Below are 15,074 nucleotides of genomic sequence, written 5' to 3'. Positions count from 1 at the left end.
CCTGATCTTGGTTCAGGTCTTGGTGGCGTCGATGTACTGCATGAAACGGTGTACGCGCTGGGTGATTTCGGTGAGGCCTTCCTCGGCGAAGAGGGCCGGGAAGGTGTCGCGGTCGAACAGGCGGAGGCCGCTCAGGCTCGCGGCGGCGGTGGTGGCGCGGCCGAAGAGGTTGTTGTCGCGGTAGCTGGTGGTGATGGCGATGCGGCCGCCGGGGGCGAGGACGCGGATCATCTCGCGGGTGGCGGTGAGCGGGTCGGGGATCAGGTAGAGGGCGCCGAAACAGCAGACGGCGTCGAAGGTTCCGTCGGCGAAGGGGAGGGTGCGGGCGTCGCCGCGGACGTAGCCGACGCGGGGGCCGGAGTTGTCGGCGGCGGCCTTGGCCAGCATGGGTTCGGAGTAGTCGAGGCCGGTGACGTAGCCGTCGCCGGTGAGGTGCTCGCTGAGGTGGCGGGTGAAATTGCCGGGGCCGCAGGCGAGGTCGAGGACCTTCTGTTCGCCGCCGAGGCGCAGGGTGTCGACCGCGTCGCGGCGGTCGTCCCCGGTGGTGCGCCCGCTGGCGAGGTAGAACAGCGTCGGCCGCCAGGCGTGTTCGTACACGGCGGCCAACGCGGGGGCGTTCATGGTCTTGCGGGCGAGATTCACTGCCGGGTGACCTCGATGGTCATGCCCGCGTCGCGCAGCCGTGCGGTGAGCGCCTCGCCCATCGCGGTCGCGGGGGTGAGAATGCCCGCGAGCTGGGGGAGTTCGTCGAAGGCCAGCGACAGCCCGCTCTGGCCGAGCAGCACCGCGGTGGCCTGGTAGCCGGGGTCGCCGGTGCCCGAGAAGGTGGCCTGGTACTTGGCGCCGGAGCTGGTGCGGGCGAAGGTCCGCATGGTGAACCAGCCACTGCGCCGGGCCTTCTCGCTGGGGCCGGTGCCGGGCTTGGGCAGGATCCGGTCGAGCAGCTTGCGTCCGAGCGAGACCCGCGAGAGCACCGCGCCCGAGGCCATGCCCGCCACGATGCCGCCCGCGATCCCCGCCGCGACCAGCGGTGCGGCGGTCGAGCGGCCCGCGTTCATCACCTCGCGGTAGCGGAACTGCTTGCCGTAGGCCCAGCCGAGCAGGCCGTTGGACCGGCGCACGACCTTGGTGTTGTGCGAGGCCATGATGAAGGTGGTGACCCAGCCGTCGAGGCTGGGATCGATGTTCTCGGCCCGCGAGAGCGCCTGATCGGACTGGCGGCCCACATCGGGTTCCATCGAGCGGTCCGGGCTCAGCGAGTACGGGTGGGCCAGGATCTTGCCGCGCGAGGAATCGCCGGCGACGTCCTCCATCATGGCCCGCCCGGAATCGATGGTGCCGCCGCTCATGCCGCCCTTGAGGTAGGCGACGAGGGTGGTGTCCTCGAGCTCGCCGGTGTTGTCGGCGACGGTGGCGCGGTAGATCTCGTAGACGCTCAGGTCCGACGGAATCGAGTCGTAGCCACAGGAATTCACGATCTTGGCGCCGGAACCGACCGCGGTCTGCTCGAACTGCTCGATCGCGTCGTGGATGAACAGCGGCTCACCGGTGAGATCGGCGTAGTGGGTGCCCGCGGCGGCGCAGGCGCCCAGCAGCGGCAGGCCGTAGCGCAGATACGGGCCGACCGTGGTGACCACGACCTTCGTCCGCTCGGCCAGTGCGACCAGGGAGGCCTGGTCGGTCGAATCGGCCACCACCAGTTCCCAGTTCGCCGCGGCCGGGCCCAGCTCGGCGCGCACGGCGGCGAGCTTGTCGGCCGAGCGACCGGCCAGCGCGATCCGCGCGCCCTCGGGGGCGGCGGTCAGCAGGTACTCGGCGGTGAGTTTGCCGACGAAACCCGTGGCGCCGAACAGGGTCAGGTCGAACTCGCGGTGTTGCGGCATTGCGCGCCTTTCATCGGTGCTCACTTGCGGGAACGGGTCTTCTTCGCCGGTTTCGGTGGATGGGTGCGCAGCCACTCGTGGTGGGCGAGGCCGAGTTCGGTGACCGGCGGCTCGTCGTAGAGCCATTCCCGGGCGACCAGATGCCAGTTGGCGGTGCACTCGAGCTGGCCGAGCATGCCGAAGGTGAGGAAGTCGGCGCGGCGGGAGAACAGGTGCTCGGGCGGCAGATTCTGCTGCTTCATGCCGGTGAACTCGCTGGCGCGCGGGTCGACCGCGAGCAGGAACGCGCCGCTGGCCAGCTCCGGGGTGATGGTGAGTTCCTCGTCGACCAGACACCACTCCGAGGCCGCGAGCACGTACTCGAGACACTCCTCGGCGCCGATCTCCTCCGGCGAATCGATCACGCCGCGCTCGATCATCAGCTGCCGCAGGTCCTCGGCGCGATCCTCGGCGGCCGCGCGCAGGCACAGCGTCTCGAAATGCACCAGCTTCGGGTCCATCCGGTTGAACAGGCCGAAGTCGAGGAAGGCCACCCGGCCGTCGCGGGCCAGCAGCACATTGCCCGGATGCGGGTCGCCGCAGAACTCGTTGAAGGTGAACAGTGAGCCGACGTAGAAGCGGTAGATGATCTCGCCGATCCGGTTGCGCTGCGCGTCGGGCAGGTGCCGGATCTCTTCGAAGCCGGTGCCTTCGACGAACTCACTGACCAGCACGCGCGTGGTCGACAGCTCCGGCACCGCGTTCGGCACCACGATGAACGGGTGCTCGCGGTAGAGGTGCGCGATCTCGGTCTGGGTGGCGGCCTCGGCCTGGTAGTCGAGCTCGGCCTCCATGTTGAGTTTCAGCTCGTCGAGCACCGCCGGGGTGATCCACGGCATCGCCGAGGCCAGGACCCGGCGGAACATGGTGAGGTTCTTCAGGTCCGCGCGCACGGCGGCGTCGACGCCGGGGTACTGCACCTTCACCGCGACGGCGCGACCGTCGGGCAGGGTGGCCCGGTACACCTGGCCGATCGAGGCCGCGGCGATGGGTTCGGGGTCGAACTCGGCGAACACCTCGGTCAGCGGGCAGCCGAAGTCCTGCTCGATCACCGCGCGCATGGACTCGAACGACACCGTCGGCGCCGCGTTGCGCAGCACGGCGAGGCGCTGCTGGAAGCGTTCGCGATGGTCGTCGGGCACCAGGTCCAGGTCGAGGACCGACATCATCTGGCCCAGCTTCATCGCCACGCCCTTCATGGTGCCCAGCACCATGACCACCTGTTCGGTGGTGCGGATCATCGACTCCTCGGCCATCCGCGCGCGCACGGCCTCCGACCGTCCACGCATCGAGAGTCTGGTCTTCTTCGAGCGGATCACCGAACTCGCCGCGACCGCCCCCAGTTTCGTCCCACGGGCAAGCCGGGATGTCGGCACGTTCTTCGCCATCGAGGTACCTCCGTTGGTGCCGACGCGCATGGCGGCACGCGGCCACCGGCGGTGACGCAAGCCACAGCGCCCCGCTCGGTTCAGCGTAACCAACGGCGCCACGATGTCGAGTCCGGCTCCCGCCGAACCCCGATGAGCGCAGGTCAGGAGGGTTGTGCGGGGATCTCGGGGAGGGGATGGGCCTCGGCGTTGAACAGCTCGGGTGAGCCGCCCGCCCTGGCGACGCCCTCGATCGCGCTCCACGCCATCATCGTGAGGTAGTCGATGACGTCCTGGCGCGGCATCGCCTTGTCGGTGGTCGTCCACCAGTGCGTGGCCAGCTGGATGCCGCCGACCAGCACATACGACCACAGCATCGCGCCGTCGGTGCGCACGCCCTTGCTGCCCGCGCGGTCGATCAGCACCGTGGTGACGACCTCGGCGAAGAGGCGCTCGAACTCGGCCAGCGAGGACTTGTCGCCCGCGCTGTTGCTCATGATGAACCGGTAGACCTCGGGGTCGTCGTCGACGGTGCCAACGTATTCGGTCATCGCGGCGCGGACCAGCTGGTATTCGTCGGCGTCGAGGCTGATCGCGCCGTACACGCGCGGCAGCAGGGTGGTTTCGATGAAGCGCTGCATGGTGGCGTGCACCAGGTCGTTCTTGTCCGCGAAGTAGCGGTACAGGACGGTTTTGGACACGCCGATCTCGGTGGCGATCTCGTCCATGCCCGCCTGACTGCCGCGGGCCCGGATGGCATTGAGGGTGCCGTCGACGAGCTCTTCGCGCCGGTCGATCTTGTGCTGGCGCCACCGCCGTTTGCGGCCGTCGACCGGGCCGCCGCCGCGGACGGCGGGACCTCGGCCGGTCTTCTCGCCGATCTCGACAAGGTCTTCGGTGGACAGAACAGCCCCCTTGTGATCGATGTTGGCGTCTCCTATTGACACAGCTTAGGCCGCCTGCTGTGGGGCGTCGCTCGTTTGGGCGACGTTGCGGCATTTACCACACTCCGGGGCCTACTCGCCTGTTTCGCAGACCAGCCGGTTTGCGTGTTGGCGCGTGCGGTGGCGGCGTTGTCGCGCCGGGCACAGCAGAATGGTGGGCATGGAGAAAGCTCCCGGCACCACGGCGGTTCTCGCACCGCGCTCCGCGCCCGCGGCGCAGCCCGCGGGATTCGCGGATCTGACCGACGAGGCGGGCAAGAAGCGCGACCTGTTCAAGATGAAGGCACTGGCCACCGGCTTCCTGGTGTTCGCCTCGGTGGTCTACCTGCTGTGCCGCTGGCTCGAATCGCGCGGCGGCGGTGGCGCGTGGGTCGGCTATGTGCGCGCCGCGTCCGAGGCGGGCATGGTCGGCGCGCTGGCCGACTGGTTCGCGGTGACGGCGCTGTTCAAGCACCCGCTCGGCCTGCCCATCCCGCACACCGCGATCATCCGCAAGAAGAAGGATCAGCTCGGCGAGAGTCTCGGTGCCTTCGTCGGCACCAACTTCCTCGCCCCCGATGTGGTCTCCGCGCGCCTGGAATCGGCGCAGATCTCGCTGCGGGTGGGCCGGTGGATGGCCGATCCGGGCAATGCCGCGCGGGTGGCGCAGGAGAGTTCGACCATCCTGACCGCGGTGGTCGGCGTGCTGCGCGACGAGGACGTCGAGCAGATCATCGACAACACCATCGTCAAGCGGATCGCCGAGCCGCTGTGGGGTCCGCCGCTGGGGCGGGTGCTCTCGGAGCTGATCGCCGACAACCGGCAGCTGCCGCTGATCGATCTGCTGGCCGAGCGCGCGCATCAGTGGGCGCTGGGTTCGCAGGAGACGATCGACCGGATCGTGCTGCGCGACGCGCCGCAGTGGGCGCCGAAGTTCGTCAACACCTTGCTCTCGGAGCGGATCTACCGGGAGCTGGTCGAGTTCACCTGGAAGGTGCGCTCGAATCCCGATCACGAATTGCGCAAGGCCGCCGATCGCTTCCTGCAGGACTTCGCCGACGATCTCCAGCACGACGAGGCGATGATCGCCAAGGCGGAGAAGGTCAAGGCCGAGATCATGGGCCGCGAGCAGATCACCGGCATGGCCGAGGCCACGTGGCGCGCGGCCAAGCGGCTGATCCTGGAGTCGGCCGACGACCCCGACTCCACGCTGCGCCGCAAGGTGGCCGAGAATGTGCAGCAGCTGGGTGAACGACTGCGCGACGACCCGGCCACCCGCGGCAAGGTGGACGGCTGGATCGACCGCGGCGCCCGCTACCTGGTCGGCAACTACTCGGCCGAGATCTCGACCCTGGTGACCGATACGGTCGCGCGCTGGGACGCCGACGAGGCGAGCCGGAAGATCGAATTGCAGGTCGGCCGGGATCTGCAGTTCATCAGGATCAACGGCACGGTGGTCGGCTCGCTGGCCGGACTCACCATCTACACCCTCTCGGAGCTGCTGTTCCACTGAGTTCGCCAGTGTCTGTGACCACGTGCTAACAGTAGTGCTTGCAATAGCTAGCACCCTGATTTATCATTGACCGTACAACCGCCAGAAGGTGAGTGATGGCAGACCAGCCCGAGGGCCGTGTAGCGCACGCGGCTCAAGATATCGGAGGGTTCATCAGGTCCCAGCGCGAAGCCGCGCAGGTGTCCTTACGTCAGCTCGCCGCCCTGGCGGGGGTGAGCAATCCGTACCTGAGCCAGATCGAACGCGGATTGCGCAACCCCTCCGCCGAAGTACTCGCGCAGATCGCCAAGGCACTGCGAGTGTCCTCGGAGGTGTTGTATGTGCGGGCCGGTTATTTGGAACAGCGTCCGCACAGCCCGGTCAGGGACGCCCTGCTCGCCGACACTTCGGTGACCGAGCGGCAGAAACAGGTGTTGCTGGAAATCTATGAGTCGTTTCGCCGGGAAAACGGGGAAGAAACCGGCTCAGGGGGGATCGAACGGGACAGCGACGTTTCGTTCACGACAACTGACACTCCGCCACGCCAGGAGAACGAAGACTGATGACCGAAAAGACTGCCACCGTGACCAAGCCGCTGTTCGCCACCGTCGGCGCGGGTGATGCCATCTACGCCGCCGTGAACGATGTCGTCGCCGATGTCCGCGAGCGCGTCGCCACCACCGATGCCAAGGCCCGCGTCGAAGAGGCCCGTGAGCGTTTCGCGAACGTGCCCGCCGATGTGCAGGCCCAGTTCGACACCCTACGTGAGCGCCTGTCCGGCCTGCCCTCGGAGCTGCCGGAGGACCTCGCCGAGCTGCGCGAGAAGTTCACCGCGGAGGAGCTGCGCAAGATCGCCGAGCAGTACTACCGCCAGGCGCTCGACATCTACGCCGACCTCGCCGTCCGCGGTGAGGAGACCGTCGACCGGCTGCGTGCCAACGAGGCCGTCGACGAGCAGATCACCCGGGTCGAGTCCCTGTACAAGGACGCGTCCGCTCGCGCCGAGGATGCCCTGGCCAAGGTCAACGACCTGATCGGCCGTGGCAAGGCCGAGGCCGAGGCCGCCGCCGAGAAGGTCGAGGCCGTCGTCGAGGCCGAGGTCGTCGCGGTGACCACCGAGCCGGCTCCGGCCAAGGCGCCCGCCGCCAAGAAGGCCCCCGCCAAGAAGGCTCCGGCCAAGAAGGCCGCGCCGAAGAAGGCGTAAGCGCCACAGCTCGAGCAAGCGGCCCCGGACACGACTCGTGTCCGGGGCCGCTGTTCGTATCATGGGGGTGTGAACCTTGTGGGTGGAGTGACATCGCTGATCATGCTGGTCCTGTGGCTGGCTGCCTTCGGCGCGACGGTGTTCGCGTTGATCCATGCCGTGCGGCAGCGCCCGGATGCCTTCACCGCGGTGGACAAGATGACCAAGCCGATCTGGCTGGGCATCCTGGGCGGCGCGCTGCTGTGTCTGCTGCTCGCGGCGGGTGGATTCCTGCTGCTGGCGATCATCGCGATCGTGGCGACCGGCGTCTACCTGGCCGATGTGCGCCCCAAGGTCGACGAGGTGCAGCGCGGTCCACGCTGGTAGCCGGCCCCGGAAAATTCCGCTCGGCAACACTCGCGGTCACTGATACGCGGTGTTACTGTATCTAGCAGTAACACAAAGGAGTGTGTCGATGCGTGCAATGCTGCCGACGGCCGTGGTGAACCTGGTCGACACGGCATCCGCCGTGGTCAAGTCCACCCTGGCGGCCCACCGGGCCGACCTGCGGACCCGGTCCCACGGGATCGCGGCCTTCGATCCGCCGACCGTTCCGCACGAGGTGATCCCGGTGGTCACCGCGGACGGCGCCCGGTTGCGCGTGCACGCCTACGGGCCCGTCGACGCGCCGGTCATCGTGTTCGCCCACGGCTGGACCTGCTCGATCGAATACTGGAACGCCCAGATCAACGCCTTCGCCGGTGAGTACCGCGTCATCGCCTACGACCAGCGCGGCCACGGCGAGAGCACCAACGGCTACGCCAAGCCCAGCACCAACCTCCTCGCCGACGACCTGTGCGATGTCCTGGACGCGGCGCTGCTGCCGGGTCAGCGCGCGGTGCTCGTCGGCCACAGCATGGGCGGGATGACGCTCATCGCCTGGGCCGGTCGCTACCCCGAGCGGGTCGCCGAGCAGGCCGCCGCCGTCGTGCTCACCAATACCGGCGCGCACTCGCTGGTCGAGGTCTCGACCATGGTGCCCGGTCTCAACAAGCCGCTGCGCCTGCTGCGCGGCCGCCACCTGCCGACGCCGGACTGGCTCGGCAAGCTCATCCTCGGCACCCCGGTGGTCATGCCGCCGGTCGCGCCGGTGCGCTGGATCTTCGCGCGTCAGGTGATGACGCTGGACACCTCGCGGCAGAAGCTGGACTACGCGCTGTCGGTGGTGCGCGGCTGTCCGATGATGACCCGCTCGCGCTACGGCCTGCTGCTGGCCGCGCTGCACCTCGGCGACGCCGCCACCAATTTCACCGTGCCGACCACCGTGCTGGCCGGTGACCGCGACGACATGACCCCGGCCATCCACGCCGAGCGCCTGGCCGAGCTGCTGCGCCGGGCGGGCACGCTGGCGACGTTCAAGGTGCTGCCCACCGGTCACCTCGGCAATGTCGAGCGCTTCGACCTGTTCAATGCCGAGCTGTCCAGGGTGCTCACCGCCGCCACCGAGCCCGTGCGAGCCATGGCCTGACCACCCTGCGAGGATGGTCGGATGAGTTCTGCCCCTGTGACCTCGGATGACCGCCGGTATGTGCTGACCCTCGGGTGCCTGGACCGGCCGGGCGTGATCGCCCGGATCTCCTCGTTCATCGCCGATTTCGGCGGCTCGATCGTGGAGGCCGGCTACCACTCCGACAGTGACATCGGCTGGTTCTTCACCCGCCAGGCCGTGCAGGCCTCGACAGTGCCCTTCGGCATCGAGGAACTGCGCACCCGCTTCGCCGAGGTCGCCGCCGAGTTCGGTCCCGAGACCGACTGGCAGCTGCACGACACGGGCGCGCCGCGCCGCGCGGTGCTGCTGGTGAGCAAGGACGGGCACTGCCTGCACGACCTGCTTGGGCGCGCCGCGGTCGGTGAGCTGCCCGCCACCATCGAGGCCGTCATCGGCAATCACCCCGATCTGGCCGGGATGACCGAGGCGCACGGGGTGAAGTTCCACTACGTGCCGTTCCCGAAGGACCCGGCCGAGCGCGGTCCCGCCTTCGAGCAGGTGCGCGACCTCGTCGACGCGCACGACCCGCACGCCGTGGTGCTGGCCCGCTTCATGCAGGTGCTGCCCGCGTCACTGTGCGAGCACTGGGCGGGCCGGGCGATCAACATCCACCACAGCTTCCTGCCCTCGTTCGTCGGCGCGCGGCCCTATCACCAGGCGTACGCGCGCGGGGTGAAGCTGATCGGCGCGACCTGCCACTACGTCACCGCCGAGCTGGACGCGGGCCCGATCATCGAGCAGGACGTGATCCGGGTCGACCACGCCGACGACGTGCGCGACATGGTCCGGCAGGGGCGCGACATCGAACGCGTGGTGCTGGCGCGCGGCCTGCGCTGGCATCTCGAGGGCCGGGTGCTCGTGCACGGGCGGCGCACGGTCGTGTTCGAGTGATCAGAGCTCGTAGAACGGCGCCGGGTAGCGGAACTCGCCGGTGACGGCCGGGTCGTAGGCGGTGAGCGCGCGGACCTGGAAGTGCGAGGCCCAGTCGGGCTCGTCGGGCACGATGCCGAGCCGGGCGCCGGGGACGAAGCCGAAGCGCGCGTAGTAGTCGGGGTCGCCGAGCAGGCCGACGACCGATTCGTCGAGCGCGTCGGCCGCGCCGAGGGCCGCGTGCGTCAGCGCCGAGCCGACGCCGGACTTCTGCCGGTCGGGTCGCACGCCCAGCGGGCCCAGCGCGAGGACCGGGAACGGGCCGATGCCTGCCCTGGTGAGGCAGATGTGCCCGACCACGGTGTCGTATTCGAGGGCGACCAGCGACAGGGTCGGCATCCAGGATTCGTCGGTGCGTAGCGCCTCGACGAGGGCGGGTTCGGGTGGTTCGGTGACGGCCGGGTCCTCGGCGTAGTGCGCGGCGAACGCGGCACGGTGGATCGCGGCGATCGCCGCGGCGTCCGCTGGGGTCTCGCGACGGATCAGCACAGGCATAAGTCTGTCGGATATGGGTAGGCGGGCGCAATGATGTTCCGGCACCGATGTGGCCGAGCGGGTGTGTGCCAGACTCGGACCCATGACCGTTTCGACGCCGCTGACCCGGGCCGACGTGGCCGACATGATCGATCACACCCTGCTCGCACCGGACGCGACACCGGCGCAGGTCGACGCGCTGGTCGCCGAGGCGCGCGAACTCGGGGTGTACGCGATCTGCGTGTCGCCGTCGATGCTGCCGGTGCGCGCGCCCGGTCTCGCGGTGGCGACCGTCGCGGGATTTCCCTCCGGCAAACATCATTCGCTGGTGAAGGGCGCCGAGGCGCGCCTCGCGGTCGACCAGGGTGCCGCCGAGGTCGACATGGTGATCGACGTCGGTGCCGCGCTGGCCGGTGATTTCAACGCCGTCCTCGCCGATGTGATCACGGTGCGGGAGGCGACGGTGGATCGCGCGGTGCTCAAGGTGATCATCGAATCGGCCGCGCTCACCGACGAGGCGATCGTCGGGGCGTGCCGGGCGGCCGAGCAGGGCGGCGCCGATTTCGTGAAGACCTCCACCGGTTTTCATCCCGCGGGCGGGGCGAGCGTGCACGCGGTGCGGCTGATGGCCGAGACGGTGGGCGGGCGGCTCGGGGTGAAGGCCAGCGGTGGCATTCGCACCGCCGAGGACGCCGCGGCGCTGATCGCCGCGGGCGCCACCCGGCTCGGGCTGTCGAAATCGGCCGCGGTGCTCGCCGGTTTCGCCGACTAGCAGGCGATCTCGGCCTGGCGCTGGGTATTCGGGTCGACGGTCTCGAGCGGGGTCTCGCCGCCGGCCAGCCGCACGATCAGGCCGTCGTCGGTGACGGTCACCTCCTCGGCGCGCAGGCCCAGCGGGTAGCTCTGCAGGCTCTCGGTGAAGACGTCGACGATGCCCTGCACCAGATCGGTGGGCAGGCCGATGCCGAGCAGCTGGGCCGACTTCGTCTCCACCACGACATTGCCGTCGCGGACGGTGGGCTGCACCTGCAGCTGGGCCAGGCCGCCGAGTACGTCGAGGGTGAGCGTGTGCTCGCTCGCCGAGGACCGCACGCCGCTGACCATGGTGCCCAGCGTCTGGCGGATGCCGTCGTTGTCCCAGCGCACCTCGGCCTCGGAGCTGCCGATCGTGCCGCCGCCGCGACCGCGGTCGACGAGTTCGATGTCGCTGAACTTCGCGTGCACGGCCATGCCGATCGCGGGGCCGAATTTGTTGTCCTCGCTGTCGATGCTCACCGAGCCGACCTTGCCGTCGAGGTAGGTGATCAGCATGGGCTTCGGCCCGAAACTCACGTCGATGCTCGAGCCCATCTCCTGCTCGAACTGGCCTGCGATGCAGCGCGAGATCTGGTGGCGGGCATAGGCTTCGGCCGCCACCAGCATGGTGACGATCAGAGCGGCGACCACGACCACCGCGATCACCAGCGTGCGCCGACCGATCCTGGGCCGTTGGGGTGTCTGCGTGCTCATGCCATCGGATTCTTCCCGACGTTTCTGTGTCTGCTCTGAGGACCCGGTGAAAGCCTTCGCAGGCAAAGTGTGACCTGACACACGTCCGGCGGCGTACCCTGGGTCCATGACTGGCGAGGCGGAGCGCCGGGTGGCGGGAACAGCGGACCATCGGTGGCGGGTGCTGCGGCGCCTCGCGGGTCGGCATGCGGGGTTCTTCACCACCAGGCAGGTGCTGCGCACCGGCTGCGAATCGCAGGTGCGTGCCGCGCTGGGTGACGGCTCGGTGACCAGGGCCGGAGTCGGGATGATGCGGCTGGCGCAGTGGCGGGTGGGGCCACTCGACGAGTACGCGATGTGGGCGGCCTGGTTCGACGGTGCCGCAGCGGTGTCGTATCAGAGCGCGGCCGAACTGCACGGGATCGGCCGGTTGCGGCCGCGGTTCCTGCACCTGTCGGTGTCGGCCGGGCGGCCACCGGTGACGCCGCGGCTGGTGCTCACCCGGCGCAGGCTCGGCGGTCCCGACATCGAATCGGCCGGTCCCTTTCTGGTGACCACGCCGGTGCGCACCGTGCTGGATCTGGCCGAGACCGAGATCTCGCAGTCCGCGCTCGACGAGGTGGTGGCCGACGCGGTCGCGATCCATCGCTGTGATGTCGACGAGATCTGGTGGGGTGGGCAGCAATTGGCGCCGCGGGCGGCCACCCGGGTGCGGCGGGCGCTGAACGCGGTCTGATCAGGGGTTGGGGGCGACGACGTCCCACGGCACCGACAGCACGTTGTCGCGCATCCGACGGCGATAGGCGCGAACCGGGAAACCGTTGGCGCGCAGCAACTCCGCTGTGCCACGCCAGCGCACGCGCGGGCCGTACGGTGCCAGCGCCGCGGATCTGTCCCAGGCGCGGTCGGCCGCGGTGAGCAGGGCGTGGATCGGTTCGCCGGGAATGTTGCGGTGGATCAACGCTTTCGGGAGGCGCTCGGCGATGTCGGAGGGGCGCTCGACGGTGAACGGGTCCCAGGCCAGGGTGAGCGAGAGCGGGTGGTGCTCGTCGAGCAGGACCCAGGCGCAGCGGCGGCCGAGTTCATCGCAGGTGCCGTCGACGAGCAGGCCGCCGGGGGCCAGGTTCGACTGGATGCGGGCCCACGCGTCGGCGACGGCGTCCTCGGGGTATTGGCGCAGCACGTTGAACGCGCGGACCAGGACGGGGCGCAATCCCGCCAGTTCGAAGCCGCCGCGGGCGAAGCGCACGCCCTCGCGGCCCTCGACGACGCGGGCCGGGTCGATCTCGAGACCGACCACGCGCAGGTCGGGGCGGACCGTGCGCAGGCGGGCGGCCAGTTCGAAGGTCGTCCAGGGCGCTGCGCCGTAGCCGAGGTCGACCACCAGCGGGTCGGGTGCGGTTCGCAGGCGGTCGGTGACCAGGTCGTCGTTGACGAGCCAGCGGTCGCTGCGGCGCAACCGGTTGACGCCGGTCGTGCCGCGGGTGATCGTGCCGACCGGGGTCGTCCGGCCGGGAAGTGCCTGCGCCACGGGTGTGCGTCTGTCAGGCCGTCTTCTCGGCCTTTTCCAGCCAGCGCGCGGTCTCCTCCTGCTCGGCGCGGAACAGGTCCACCAGGTTCACCAGCATCAGCTGTTCCAGGCGCGGGCCGACCATCGGGATGAAGACCTTGGCGGTGGGGGAGAAGCGCATGGTGGCGCCGGTCTCGGTGGGGAAAAGGCGGATGGTGCCGTTGAGGCTGCCGGGACCGGCCGGGATCGAGGCGGAGAACCGGCCCTCGGTCTCGTCGTGAGCGAAGCGGCCCCAGCTCTCCTTGCGGGTGATCACCATGTCCTTGCGCATCACGGTCTGGGCGATCTCGGGCAGCATCTCGCGCGGCAGGGTGTGGGCCAGCACCACGTCGATGCCGTCAGCGCTCACCTCGTGGCTGACCACCTCGTTGTGCGGCGCGTACTTGCGCATCTCCGCGACGCGCGCTTCCCAGTAATCCCTGCTCTGCAGCGCCGCGTACAACTCTTCGGTCGTGTGCAGCGGGTAGCGGGCGGAGTAGTCCAGTCGACGTGCCATGTGCGAACACGTTACCGGGACGCTCGATCCGAGCGTCCCGGACTCGGTCCTATCGGGTCAGTGCTTGGCCAGCCACTGCTCGGTGAACTCGGCTTCGTTGGCGAGGAGTTCGACGAGGTGTTCGGAGATGGCGGCTTCGATCTTGCTGCCGAAGAGGGGGATCTTGACCTCGATGGTGCCGGTGATGGTGCCGACCGAGACGTTGCCCTCGGCGGTGAGGGTGACGGTGCCGCGGACGATGGCGGGGGCGCCTTCGACGTGGGCCTCGAAGCTGCCGGTGGTGCCGGTGTAGGTCTCGGTGCGGGGGATCACGAGATCGCCGGGGCGCACGGCGGTGATGGCGGGCGGGAGCTGGTCGGCGGGGATGGCCTGGACCATCTGGACGCGGACCTGGTCGCCGTCGAGGGTGAAGGAGTCGAGCCGGGCGCCGGGCCCGCCGACCTCGGCGATGCGCGCCTTCCAGTACTGCTCATCGGAGAACGCCGCGCGCACGGCCTCGACCGAATAGGTATAGCGAGCCGTGAACGCCAGAGGTGTAGCCATGCGCGACACGCTACCGTCTTGAACCGTGCGAACAACACGGGTGGTGTCCTCCGAACAGCTGCGTGACCTCCTCGCCGACACCGGTGCGGTGGTGCGGGAATCGGTGCGTTTGTCCGAACTGACGACCCTGCGGGTCGGCGGGCCCGCACTGGTCGCCGAATGCGGCGGTACCGAGGCGCTCGTCGCCACGGTGACGGCGCTGGACGCGGCCGGGGTGCGGGTGCTGCTGCTCGCGGGCGGCTCGAACCTGCTCATCGACGACGCGGGGTTCGACGGGGTCGTCGTGCGGGTGGGCAATACCGGCGTCGAGCTGGGCGCCGACAGCGTGCTCGCCGAGGCGGGGGCGAACTGGGACGAGGTCGTGGCGACGACGGTTTCTGCGGGTTTCGGCGGGCTGGAATGCCTGTCGGGGATTCCCGGATCGGCCGGCGCTACACCGGTGCAGAACGTCGGCGCCTACGGCGTCGAGGTGGCCTCGCTGCTGCGGCGGGTGCGGTTGCTCGACCGCAAGACCGGCGCGGTGCGCTGGGTCGAGCCCGCCGAGCTCGGCTTCGGCTACCGGACCAGTGTCCTCAAGCACCGCGACGACGCGGTGGTCCTCGCGGTGGAGTTCGCGCTCGACCCGACCGGTGCCAGCGCGCCACTGCGCTACGGCGAACTCGCCAAGGTGCTCGGCGCGGGCGAAGGCGAGACCAGACCCGCCGCGGACGTACGTGCCGAGGTGCTGCGGCTGCGGGCGGGCAAGGGCATGGTCCTCGACGCCACCGACCACGACACGTGGAGCGCGGGCTCGTTCTTCACCAACCCGGTCGTGCCCGCGGATCGCCTACCGCAGGTGCTCGCCGCGATCACCACACATCTGGGCGACGATGTGAAGGTGCCCACCTATCCGGCACCCGACGGCACGAAGCTCTCGGCGGGCTGGCTGATCGAGCGCGCCGGTTTCGCGAAGGGCTTCCCCGACGCCGACGCGGCGGCCCGCCTGTCGACCAAGCACACCTTGGCCCTGACCAACCGGGGCGCTGCGACCGCGGCCGACATCGTCGCGTTGGCCAGAACCGTGCGCGCGGGCGTCGAGGAGCGCTTCGGCGTCACGCTGGAGCCGGAGCCGGTCACGGTCGGCCTGGTTCTATGAGT

General features: G+C 69.5%; 19 protein-coding genes. 10 read left to right on the top strand and 9 right to left on the bottom strand.

Going from position 1 to position 15,074, the window contains the following annotated elements; all coding sequences use genetic code 11:
- Positions 1-12: 12 nt before the first annotated feature.
- The 3 genes from ACFVVM_RS15120 to ACFVVM_RS15110 are packed head-to-tail and all read right to left on the bottom strand — an operon-like array spanning position 13 to position 3,163.
- Positions 13-642 carry a class I SAM-dependent methyltransferase gene (locus ACFVVM_RS15120; RefSeq protein WP_387617782.1) on the bottom strand — a complete coding sequence of 210 codons (630 nt, stop codon included), beginning with the start codon at positions 640-642 and terminating at the stop codon, positions 13-15.
- Entirely contained in the window at positions 639-1,883 is a 1,245-nt protein-coding gene (locus ACFVVM_RS15115; RefSeq protein WP_387617780.1) for a saccharopine dehydrogenase family protein, read from the bottom strand. The genes ACFVVM_RS15120 and ACFVVM_RS15115 overlap by 4 nt, the downstream gene beginning before the upstream one ends.
- A 20-nt stretch (positions 1,884-1,903) precedes the next feature.
- Positions 1,904-3,163, bottom strand: a complete 1,260-nt coding sequence (locus tag ACFVVM_RS15110) for an ABC1 kinase family protein (RefSeq protein WP_387617778.1) — start codon at positions 3,161-3,163, stop codon at positions 1,904-1,906.
- Between ACFVVM_RS15110 and ACFVVM_RS15105 the strand changes: the two genes are divergently transcribed.
- Entirely contained in the window at positions 3,135-3,365 is a 231-nt protein-coding gene (locus ACFVVM_RS15105; RefSeq protein WP_387617776.1) for a hypothetical protein, read from the top strand. The two genes, ACFVVM_RS15110 and ACFVVM_RS15105, sit on opposite strands and share 29 nt — an antisense overlap.
- Positions 3,366-3,453: 88 nt before the next feature.
- Here ACFVVM_RS15105 and ACFVVM_RS15100 read toward each other — a convergent pair whose 3' ends face one another.
- Complete coding sequence (locus tag ACFVVM_RS15100) at positions 3,454-4,170, bottom strand: TetR/AcrR family transcriptional regulator (protein ID WP_387619218.1); 717 nt, start codon at positions 4,168-4,170, stop codon at positions 3,454-3,456.
- Between the two features lie 223 nt (positions 4,171-4,393).
- On the opposite strand from ACFVVM_RS15100, the gene ACFVVM_RS15095 reads away from it, so the two are divergent.
- The 6 genes from ACFVVM_RS15095 to purU all read left to right on the top strand — a co-directional run bounded on the left by ACFVVM_RS15095 (position 4,394) and on the right by purU (position 9,327).
- A complete protein-coding gene (locus ACFVVM_RS15095; RefSeq protein WP_387617774.1) occupies positions 4,394-5,725 on the top strand; it encodes a DUF445 domain-containing protein in 1,332 nt (443 codons plus the stop codon).
- 95 nt (positions 5,726-5,820) lie between these two features.
- A complete protein-coding gene (locus ACFVVM_RS15090; protein ID WP_071932013.1) occupies positions 5,821-6,267 on the top strand; it encodes a helix-turn-helix domain-containing protein in 447 nt (148 codons plus the stop codon).
- The gene (locus ACFVVM_RS15085; protein WP_387617772.1) at positions 6,267-6,908 is read left to right on the top strand and encodes a heparin-binding hemagglutinin; all 642 of its coding nucleotides are present in this window, start codon (positions 6,267-6,269) and stop codon (positions 6,906-6,908) included. Before ACFVVM_RS15090 ends, ACFVVM_RS15085 begins: the two co-directional genes overlap by 1 nt.
- Before the next feature lie 78 nt (positions 6,909-6,986).
- Positions 6,987-7,274: a DUF2516 family protein gene (locus ACFVVM_RS15080; protein WP_387619215.1), complete on the top strand. Its 288-nt coding sequence runs from the start codon at positions 6,987-6,989 to the stop codon at positions 7,272-7,274.
- A gap of 88 nt (positions 7,275-7,362) precedes the next feature.
- A complete protein-coding gene (locus ACFVVM_RS15075; RefSeq protein ID WP_387617770.1) occupies positions 7,363-8,415 on the top strand; it encodes an alpha/beta fold hydrolase in 1,053 nt (350 codons plus the stop codon).
- 21 nt (positions 8,416-8,436) lie between these two features.
- Positions 8,437-9,327, top strand: coding sequence for a formyltetrahydrofolate deformylase (gene purU / locus ACFVVM_RS15070; protein ID WP_387617768.1), 891 nt, complete (start codon positions 8,437-8,439; stop codon positions 9,325-9,327).
- On the opposite strand, the gene ACFVVM_RS15065 is transcribed toward purU, so the two are convergent.
- Positions 9,328-9,855 carry a GNAT family N-acetyltransferase gene (locus tag ACFVVM_RS15065; protein WP_387617767.1) on the bottom strand — a complete coding sequence of 176 codons (528 nt, stop codon included), beginning with the start codon at positions 9,853-9,855 and terminating at the stop codon, positions 9,328-9,330.
- Between the two features lie 88 nt (positions 9,856-9,943).
- Here ACFVVM_RS15065 and deoC point away from each other — a divergent pair, with 88 nt between their 5' ends.
- A complete protein-coding gene (gene deoC / locus ACFVVM_RS15060) occupies positions 9,944-10,612 on the top strand; it encodes a deoxyribose-phosphate aldolase (protein WP_387617765.1) in 669 nt (222 codons plus the stop codon).
- On the opposite strand, the gene ACFVVM_RS15055 is transcribed toward deoC, so the two are convergent.
- Complete coding sequence (locus ACFVVM_RS15055) at positions 10,609-11,349, bottom strand: DUF2993 domain-containing protein (RefSeq protein WP_387617763.1); 741 nt, start codon at positions 11,347-11,349, stop codon at positions 10,609-10,611. The genes deoC and ACFVVM_RS15055 overlap by 4 nt on opposite strands.
- A gap of 106 nt (positions 11,350-11,455) precedes the next feature.
- Here ACFVVM_RS15055 and ACFVVM_RS15050 point away from each other — a divergent pair, with 106 nt between their 5' ends.
- Positions 11,456-12,064, top strand: a complete 609-nt coding sequence (locus ACFVVM_RS15050) for a hypothetical protein (RefSeq protein WP_387617761.1) — start codon at positions 11,456-11,458, stop codon at positions 12,062-12,064.
- On the opposite strand, the gene ACFVVM_RS15045 is transcribed toward ACFVVM_RS15050, so the two are convergent.
- Genes ACFVVM_RS15045 through ACFVVM_RS15035 form a run of 3 tightly spaced genes read right to left on the bottom strand, consistent with a single transcriptional unit; the run spans position 12,065 to position 13,937 of the window.
- Entirely contained in the window at positions 12,065-12,859 is a 795-nt protein-coding gene (locus ACFVVM_RS15045; protein ID WP_387617759.1) for a class I SAM-dependent methyltransferase, read from the bottom strand.
- A gap of 13 nt (positions 12,860-12,872) precedes the next feature.
- Positions 12,873-13,394 (bottom strand): DUF2505 domain-containing protein, encoded by a 522-nt coding sequence (locus ACFVVM_RS15040; protein WP_387617757.1) that lies wholly within the window; start codon positions 13,392-13,394, stop codon positions 12,873-12,875.
- 57 nt (positions 13,395-13,451) lie between these two features.
- Positions 13,452-13,937, bottom strand: a complete 486-nt coding sequence (locus tag ACFVVM_RS15035; RefSeq protein ID WP_387617755.1) for a DUF2505 domain-containing protein — start codon at positions 13,935-13,937, stop codon at positions 13,452-13,454.
- 40 nt (positions 13,938-13,977) lie between these two features.
- Between ACFVVM_RS15035 and ACFVVM_RS15030 the strand changes: the two genes are divergently transcribed.
- Entirely contained in the window at positions 13,978-15,072 is a 1,095-nt protein-coding gene (locus ACFVVM_RS15030) for a UDP-N-acetylmuramate dehydrogenase (RefSeq protein WP_387619212.1), read from the top strand.
- Positions 15,073-15,074 lie beyond the last annotated feature (2 nt).

Source organism: Nocardia sp. NPDC058176 (assembly GCF_042883805.1).
Taxonomy (GTDB): domain Bacteria; phylum Actinomycetota; class Actinomycetes; order Mycobacteriales; family Mycobacteriaceae; genus Nocardia.
Note: the sequence above shows the minus strand (reverse complement) of the source record. Positions and strands in the feature narration are given on the sequence as shown.

Coding starts and splice junctions, on each gene's coding strand:
- ACFVVM_RS15115 (WP_387617780.1), bottom strand. CDS start 1,883: ATGCCGCAACACCGCGAGTTCGACCTGACCCTGTTCGGCGCCACGGGT.
- ACFVVM_RS15105 (WP_387617776.1), top strand. CDS start 3,135: ATGACCACCTGTTCGGTGGTGCGGATCATCGACTCCTCGGCCATCCGC.
- ACFVVM_RS15110 (WP_387617778.1), bottom strand. CDS start 3,163: ATGATCCGCACCACCGAACAGGTGGTCATGGTGCTGGGCACCATGAAG.
- ACFVVM_RS15095 (WP_387617774.1), top strand. CDS start 4,394: ATGGAGAAAGCTCCCGGCACCACGGCGGTTCTCGCACCGCGCTCCGCG.
- ACFVVM_RS15090 (WP_071932013.1), top strand. CDS start 5,821: ATGGCAGACCAGCCCGAGGGCCGTGTAGCGCACGCGGCTCAAGATATC.
- ACFVVM_RS15085 (WP_387617772.1), top strand. CDS start 6,267: ATGACCGAAAAGACTGCCACCGTGACCAAGCCGCTGTTCGCCACCGTC.
- ACFVVM_RS15075 (WP_387617770.1), top strand. CDS start 7,363: ATGCGTGCAATGCTGCCGACGGCCGTGGTGAACCTGGTCGACACGGCA.
- purU (WP_387617768.1), top strand. CDS start 8,437: ATGAGTTCTGCCCCTGTGACCTCGGATGACCGCCGGTATGTGCTGACC.
- deoC (WP_387617765.1), top strand. CDS start 9,944: ATGACCGTTTCGACGCCGCTGACCCGGGCCGACGTGGCCGACATGATC.
- ACFVVM_RS15055 (WP_387617763.1), bottom strand. CDS start 11,349: ATGAGCACGCAGACACCCCAACGGCCCAGGATCGGTCGGCGCACGCTG.
- ACFVVM_RS15050 (WP_387617761.1), top strand. CDS start 11,456: ATGACTGGCGAGGCGGAGCGCCGGGTGGCGGGAACAGCGGACCATCGG.
- ACFVVM_RS15040 (WP_387617757.1), bottom strand. CDS start 13,394: ATGGCACGTCGACTGGACTACTCCGCCCGCTACCCGCTGCACACGACC.
- ACFVVM_RS15035 (WP_387617755.1), bottom strand. CDS start 13,937: ATGGCTACACCTCTGGCGTTCACGGCTCGCTATACCTATTCGGTCGAG.